Genomic DNA, 6,772 nt, shown 5'->3' on the forward strand with positions numbered 1-6,772 from the left:
ATTATGAAAAACCTCTTTTAATTTTTAATTATAAACTAAAAATTAACTATTTTTCATCTTCATCCATTAAATCATCAAAGCTAAGAAGTTCATCTTCTGAATTTTCATTAAGAGAACTGTTAGATTTATAAGATATTTGGTTAATAGCTTGATATATTTTTTCTAAAAGATAATTTTGGATTCTTCGAGTCTTATATGCTTTATTAAAAATAATAAAACTCCATATTCCTATGATAGCAAAAGTTATCATAAATAAAGCACCAATACCATAAAAAACTATTTGAAAAATTTGAACAGCTAAATCCATATAAAAATACCTCCAAATTTTATATAAAAATTTAAAAACTTTATACTTTCAGTCTGCTATTTTACTTAAATAAGATTATTAATTAGCAGCTATTAAATTCATAAGTCAATAAATTAAGTAGATAATTAATTAAAACATATATATTATAGCATAGAAAATTACAACAATTTAGTTTAATTAGAAATAAATATGAAATTTAAATATTAATGATTACTATTAAAATTATATGTCTATAATTTAGAAAGATACTGAAGGTAAGGAGAAGAATATATGAAAAAAATAATATTATTAGCAGCATCAACTGCACTATTAATAGGGTTTTTACTAGGATTTATAGAAGTTGTAAATCAAGAGCCAACCGAAAACAAAAAAATATTTACATATTCTGTATCTTCAGTACCAACAGATTTTAAATCAGTTGGAGACTTAGACAAAAGAATGCAGGATATAGTGTGTGCTACTAGTAGAGGCTTAGTAGAATTAAATTCATCTAAAAACATAGTTCCTTCTCTATCAGAAAGTGTTGAAGTAAGAGACGATGGATTAGAATATGATTTTAAAATAAGATCAGATATTTATTGGAGTGATGGAAGTAAAATAACTCCAAAAGATATAGCAACATTTTTTAGAGAAATATTAACAGAAGAAAATGGAGAAAATATAGGTGCATTATTAAATGTGTATGGAGCAAAAGGATTTAGAGATGGATATGGATCTTTTTCTGAGAATGTGGGAATTTCCTATGGAGAAGAAAATATAATATTTAGACTAAATTCAAAGGATGATAATTTTATTGAAGAACTCACTATGCCACAATACAGGTTAAGAAAGAACGTTATATTATGGAATAATATAAAACAAAATTATGATAAGCTTGTTTACTCAGGATATTATGGTATTTCTGAAATATCAATTGATGAATTAACCCTTAAAAGAAATAATAATACAAATATAGAGTTAGTTGAAACGATAAAGGTAGCCTCAGATGAAAGTGAAGAAGTAGCAATGGCAGCTTTTGAAATAGGGGGAAGAGATATAGTTATAAATCCACCTAAAAGCCAATTAAGCAGATTAAATGAAGAAAATAGATTGATGACTTTAGAATCTGATAAGGCAATGTATTTGACATTTAATCCCAATAGTGATTCTATACCCATAGAAGGTAAAAAAAATATATATAGTTCAATAAATAAGGCTATGGAAGAATATCAATTAGAAAATAATATGTTTATAGAGCTAGCTGAAGGTAGCTATTTTAGAAATGATAAGGAAGATTTACTTAAGCTTCAAAGTAGAAAGGTAATGAGTAATGAATCAGGTGAATGGAGTAAGCCTAAGGAACTTTTTTTAGTTGCACAAGAAGGAACTGAGAATAAAGAAATTTGTGAATATATATCTAATTGGTTTGAGAAAAATACAGACACCTATATAAATTATAAGTTAATTACAGAGGAAGAAATAAACTCTATAAAGGATTCCAATTATTATGATATAGCATTGATTCAAGGAAATTCTAATTTTTCAGGAGAGGATTCTATATATAATACAGTAGTTAAATTTCTTCCGGGAAAATATAAAGACCAATTTTCCGCAGTAAAAACAGAAGGAGAAAAAGAAGCGTTATTTACTAAATTAGAAGATGAGTTATTTAATACGTATCAAGTATTACCAATTGCTTTTTATAATAATAATATAGCTTTGAACAATAAAATAAAAAACATGATTTTAGATGGTAATGGAAATATAGACTACAGTAAAATAGAAAAGTCATAGTAGCTTTTCTATGGGTAAAAGCCACTAAATGTTTTCTAAAAAAGAGTGCGAAATTAAATTATTGATGTAATTTTTAACAAATTACATCAATAATTATTTATCACATATTATTTAGTTATAATAATAACAACTTAGTATTTAATTACTAGTTAAATCGTCATTATTAGATATAAGAATATTATTTTTCATGTTTTCAAGAGCAGTGTCTGGAACTTCAATAGTATCTTCCCTAATGATGATATCATCAACATATGTTTCATCAGTTTTTTCAGTATCATTATCTCTATAAGAAATATCAGATTTTATTAGGTTTGTTTCGCGCATAAAGTCATCTTTAAATAGAAAAATTATTAGTTGATATATATACATATTTTTAAAGCTATCGAATGATGAACCAGATGGTGAAAAAGAATCTTTCTTCTTAGAATATGAAATTCCTTTATTGAAAATTGGAGCTACCCCTAAGCTAGCAGGAGTTGATATTGTTGGCATTCTAAAGAAATTTTCTTCTAACATATCAGATGAATTTAAAGTTAAACCTCTATATCGTTCAGCATCATCTAAAGTAGGTGCTTCAGGCCAACATGTTATCAAGCCAGAATTTATGAAATACTTTCTATATAATGAAGAAATCATATTTTTATATTCATTATACCTATTAGATTCTTTTGAATACATAATAATAGCTAGGAAGTAAAATGTAATATCAAAGCATGAATATTTTAAATCTTTTTTTCCAGAAAGCTTAAGAAAAACTTCTTTTTCATCATCATATAAAGATACTAGTTTATTATTTATTTCTTTAGCTTTTTCATTGAAGGTAATCATTTGAGTATGTTTAAATGATAAAATCAAATTTATTAAGAGTAAGCATGTAAAATCTAAGGTATCCACATAATAGTCTTTTTCATCGAATTTATTTATAAGATAATCTGTTAAGTCTACAATTAAAATTTTAGCATCATTATTTTTAGAATTACTATAAAAAATATTAATGGCAGTAAGTATTTTGCATATTTCTTCGAAAGAGCACTCATAAATTTTTTCTTTAAATTCATTAAGCATTTGTAGTATTTCTAATGAAAACTTATTGTAATCTTCTGAAATATCATCATCTTCATATAACATTGAGTATAAATTATATGAAACCATCATAAATGCTTGGTCAGAAAATTTAAATTTATTATTTTTTTCTGTAAGATTAAAACCTTTATAGTTATTTTCAGAAAGATTTCTTTTTTCTATAAAGATTCCTTCAGTATTTCTTAAGTTTACTGAGTAAAAGTCAAGTTGTTCTTTAGCCAATCTCTTATAAATTTGAGAATAAGAATATAATTTTTCATCAGCATCTTTAAACTTTGAATAATAGGTAGTTAAATTCAATATACTTGAAGTCATTAAAGCATTAGTTATTGGAGCTATATCCTTTTTAAAGGATTCTTCATCAAACCCATTATAGTTCTTACTATGAATATAATTAGGGGAGGATTTTCTATATATACATAGTAGTGGAGAAAAATTACCAGATGTGGTAATATCAATGGAGGATGATATTTTTTTATAATTTTTAACTGAATCAACTAATCCACATTTTGACTCAAGAACTAATGTCCTTATGGCCTCCTTTGATAAGTGAAAAAGTTGGCCGTTAATTTCTTTTTGAGATAGTTTATTCATTCTAAAAAATGGTCCTATATATCGCAAATTCTTCACCTCTTCATTAATCCTTATATTAATAATATGAGTTTAATGTTAAAATAGTGCATAAATTTTAATAATATTAAGAATTGGAGGTAAATTATGAGAATAGATGGAAGAAAAAATGATCAAGTAAGAGCTACAAAAATAACTAGAGGATATACAAAATATGCAGAGGGATCTGTATTAATAGAAGTTGGTGATACAAAAGTTATTTGTACTGCATCCATAGAAGATAAAGTTCCACCATTTTTAAAGGGGCAAGGAGAAGGGTGGATAACTGCTGAATATAATATGCTACCAAGATCAACAGGGACAAGAAAAGTAAGAGATATATCTAGGTTGAAGATAGATGGAAGAACTATGGAGATACAAAGGCTAATAGGAAGGGCATTAAGGTCAGTTATGGATTTGAAGGCGCTTGGAGAAAAAACAATATGGATAGATTGTGATGTTATTCAAGCAGATGGTGGAACAAGAACAACATCTATTACAGGAGCTTTCGTAGCATTAGTAGATGCAGTAAATAAATTGCATAAAGAAAAACCTTTTGATGTATATCCAATAAGGAAATTTGTCAGTGCAACTAGCGTTGGTATTCTTAATGAAGAAAAAATCTTAGATTTATGCTATGAAGAAGATTCAAAAGCAAAAGTCGATATGAATATTATAGCTACAGATGAGGGTGAATTTATAGAAATACAAGGAACAGGCGAAGAATCACCATTTAGTAGAAATGATTTAAATGATCTTCTTGACTTGGCACAAAAGGGGATAAAGCAAATGGTGCAAATACAAAAGGAAGCATTAAAAATGGATTCACTTTGGATAGGTACTGGAGGAAAATAGTTAAATGAAGAAACTTATAATTGCAAGTAATAATCAAGGTAAGATAAAAGAGATGAAAAAAATTTTAGAAAATATGCCACTAGAAGTTTTCTCATTAAAAGATATGGACCTTGATATAGATGTAGAAGAAGATGGAATAACATTTGAAGAAAATGCAAAAAAGAAATGTAAAGAGATATATAAAGAACTTATAAAAATGGGAGAAAATAATTTTATAGTGGTGGCGGATGATTCAGGATTGGAAGTGGATTATCTAAATGGAGAACCAGGAGTGTACTCTGCAAGATATTCAGGAGAACATGGTGATGATAAAAAAAACAATGAAAAACTACTTTTAAACTTAAAAGGAGTTAATTATGAAAATAGAAAGGCTAGATTCGTGTGTCAATTAGCTTTAATAAATGATAATAATATTTATAAGTCAGTAACAGGAACAGTTGATGGATATATATTGGATAATGAAAAAGGATGTGATGGGTTTGGATATGATCCACTATTCTTTTATGAACCATTTAATAAAACTTTTGGAGAGCTTTCAATGAAGGAAAAAAATAGTATATCTCATAGGGGAGTTGCTCTTGAAAAATTTAAAAAAATTATAGAAGAATTTTTATAGGAGGCAAATATGAAGATTGCTGTATTAAGTGATTCTCATTATGAAACTTCATTTATAAATGATATAAAGGAATACTTAGAAGATATAGATATTATATTACATTGTGGAGATGGAGCACCAGATACTAAAGCCTTATCTAATATTTTTAGAGGAGAAATATATGCAGTTAAAGGTAATTGTGATATGAGCAAAGAATATCCTCTTGAAAGAATTATTGAAGTAATGGGAATAAAAATATTTATGACTCATGGGCATATGTATAATGTTAAAAATGAGTACAATACTATATTCTACAAAGGTAAGGAAGTTGATGCAGATATAGTCCTTTTTGGACACTCACATAAGGCACTAATAAAGGAGTATGATGGATTAGTAATAATGAATCCGGGAAGTATAAGTTTACCTTATGGTAGGGCAAAGAGAACATTTGGAATTATAGAAATATTAAAAAATAACAAACGGAATATTTCTATAAAAGAAATAGAATAATAAATTCATGCAATCCGTTATTAATTTACAATATTATTAAATATCTAGGTAAATCTCCAAAATTCTCTTATATAGATTATTTTTTTAAAAATGTATTGACGGATTGCTATTCCTATTGTAGAATAAACATTGTCGTTGAGAGATATTGAAGATATCGGGGTGTGGCGCAGATGGGAGCGCGCGTGGTTTGGGACCATGAGGTCGCAGGTTCAATCCCTGTCACCCCGACCACTTTCAAAATCAAATATGCGGGTGTAGCTCAATGGTAGAGCCCTTGCCTTCCAAGCAAGTTACGTGAGTTCGATTCTCATCACCCGCTCCATTAAATCAACAGATAAAAAAATGTTGACAATTGGCAAAGAATGATATAAAATAATTAATGTTCTTTGTAACAATATGCGTGTTTAGCTCAGCTGGATAGAGCAACGCCCTTCTAAGGCGTGGGCCAGGAGTTCGAATCTCTTAACACGCACCATAAGTATCGGGGTGTAGCGCAGATGGGAGCGCGCGTGGTTTGGGACCATGAGGTCGCAGGTTCAATCCCTGTCACCCCGACCACTTTCAAATTTAATATGCGGGTGTAGCTCAATATATGGTGAACGTAGTTCAGTTGGTAGAGCGCCAGTTTGTGGCACTGGTTGTCGTGGGTTCGAGTCCCATCGTTCACCCCATTCGCTGGGATATCGCCAAGCGGTAAGGCACCGCACTTTGACTGCGGTATTCGTAGGTTCAAATCCTGCTATCCCAGCCAACTTGGTTTACTAGCTCAATCGGTAGAGCACTTGACTTTTAATCAAGGTGTACCGGGTTCGATTCCCGGGTAAGCCACCAAAATATATGCAGATGTGGCGGAATTGGCAGACGCACTAGACTTAGGATCTAGCGCCATTGGCGTGGGGGTTCGACTCCCTTCATCTGCACCATATTTTAAACTAAAATAAGCGGAAGTGGCTCAATGGTAGAGCGTCACCTTGCCAAGGTGAATGTTGCGGGTTCGAGTCCCGTCTTTCGCTCCATATTATGCGGGTGTAGCTCAATGG

Annotated in this window: 6 protein-coding genes and 9 tRNA genes; 13 read left to right on the forward strand and 2 right to left on the reverse strand. The window is 29.6% G+C overall.

What is annotated here, in order from left to right; all coding sequences use genetic code 11:
* Positions 1-46: 46 nt before the first annotated feature.
* Positions 47-307, reverse strand: coding sequence for a Vpu (locus AAT22_RS02760; RefSeq protein ID WP_016208062.1), 261 nt, complete (start codon positions 305-307; stop codon positions 47-49).
* A 270-nt stretch (positions 308-577) separates the two neighbouring features.
* On the opposite strand from AAT22_RS02760, the gene AAT22_RS02765 reads away from it, so the two are divergent.
* Positions 578-2,080 (forward strand): ABC transporter substrate-binding protein, encoded by a 1,503-nt coding sequence (locus AAT22_RS02765; RefSeq protein ID WP_047000192.1) that lies wholly within the window; start codon positions 578-580, stop codon positions 2,078-2,080.
* Positions 2,081-2,218: 138 nt separating this feature from the next.
* Here the strand turns inward: AAT22_RS02765 and AAT22_RS02770 are convergent, their stop codons facing one another.
* Complete coding sequence (locus tag AAT22_RS02770) at positions 2,219-3,784, reverse strand: hypothetical protein (protein ID WP_047000193.1); 1,566 nt, start codon at positions 3,782-3,784, stop codon at positions 2,219-2,221.
* A 96-nt stretch (positions 3,785-3,880) separates the two neighbouring features.
* Between AAT22_RS02770 and rph the strand changes: the two genes are divergently transcribed.
* The 12 genes from rph (at position 3,881) to AAT22_RS02830 (ending at position 6,748) form a co-directional block, all read left to right on the forward strand.
* The gene (gene rph / locus AAT22_RS02775; protein ID WP_016208060.1) at positions 3,881-4,627 is read left to right on the forward strand and encodes a ribonuclease PH; all 747 of its coding nucleotides are present in this window, start codon (positions 3,881-3,883) and stop codon (positions 4,625-4,627) included.
* Positions 4,628-4,631: 4 nt separating this feature from the next.
* A complete protein-coding gene (locus AAT22_RS02780; RefSeq protein WP_016208059.1) occupies positions 4,632-5,243 on the forward strand; it encodes an XTP/dITP diphosphatase in 612 nt (203 codons plus the stop codon).
* Between the two features lie 9 nt (positions 5,244-5,252).
* Complete coding sequence (locus tag AAT22_RS02785; protein ID WP_016208058.1) at positions 5,253-5,732, forward strand: metallophosphoesterase; 480 nt, start codon at positions 5,253-5,255, stop codon at positions 5,730-5,732.
* A 155-nt stretch (positions 5,733-5,887) separates the two neighbouring features.
* Positions 5,888-5,963, forward strand: a tRNA-Pro gene (locus AAT22_RS02790).
* 17 nt (positions 5,964-5,980) lie between these two features.
* Positions 5,981-6,054: transfer RNA gene (locus AAT22_RS02795), tRNA-Gly, on the forward strand.
* A gap of 76 nt (positions 6,055-6,130) precedes the next feature.
* A tRNA-Arg gene (locus AAT22_RS02800) sits at positions 6,131-6,207 on the forward strand.
* 7 nt (positions 6,208-6,214) lie between these two features.
* Positions 6,215-6,290, forward strand: a tRNA-Pro gene (locus AAT22_RS02805).
* Between the two features lie 37 nt (positions 6,291-6,327).
* Positions 6,328-6,403: transfer RNA gene (locus AAT22_RS02810), tRNA-His, on the forward strand.
* Between the two features lie 5 nt (positions 6,404-6,408).
* Positions 6,409-6,483: transfer RNA gene (locus tag AAT22_RS02815), tRNA-Gln, on the forward strand.
* A 4-nt stretch (positions 6,484-6,487) separates the two neighbouring features.
* A tRNA-Lys gene (locus tag AAT22_RS02820) sits at positions 6,488-6,563 on the forward strand.
* A gap of 8 nt (positions 6,564-6,571) precedes the next feature.
* Positions 6,572-6,655: transfer RNA gene (locus AAT22_RS02825), tRNA-Leu, on the forward strand.
* Positions 6,656-6,673: 18 nt separating this feature from the next.
* Positions 6,674-6,748: transfer RNA gene (locus AAT22_RS02830), tRNA-Gly, on the forward strand.
* Positions 6,749-6,772: the final 24 nt, after the last annotated feature.

The sequence above is a fragment of the Clostridium sp. C8 genome, assembly GCF_001010885.1.
Lineage (GTDB): Bacteria > Bacillota > Clostridia > Clostridiales > Clostridiaceae > Clostridium > Clostridium sartagoforme.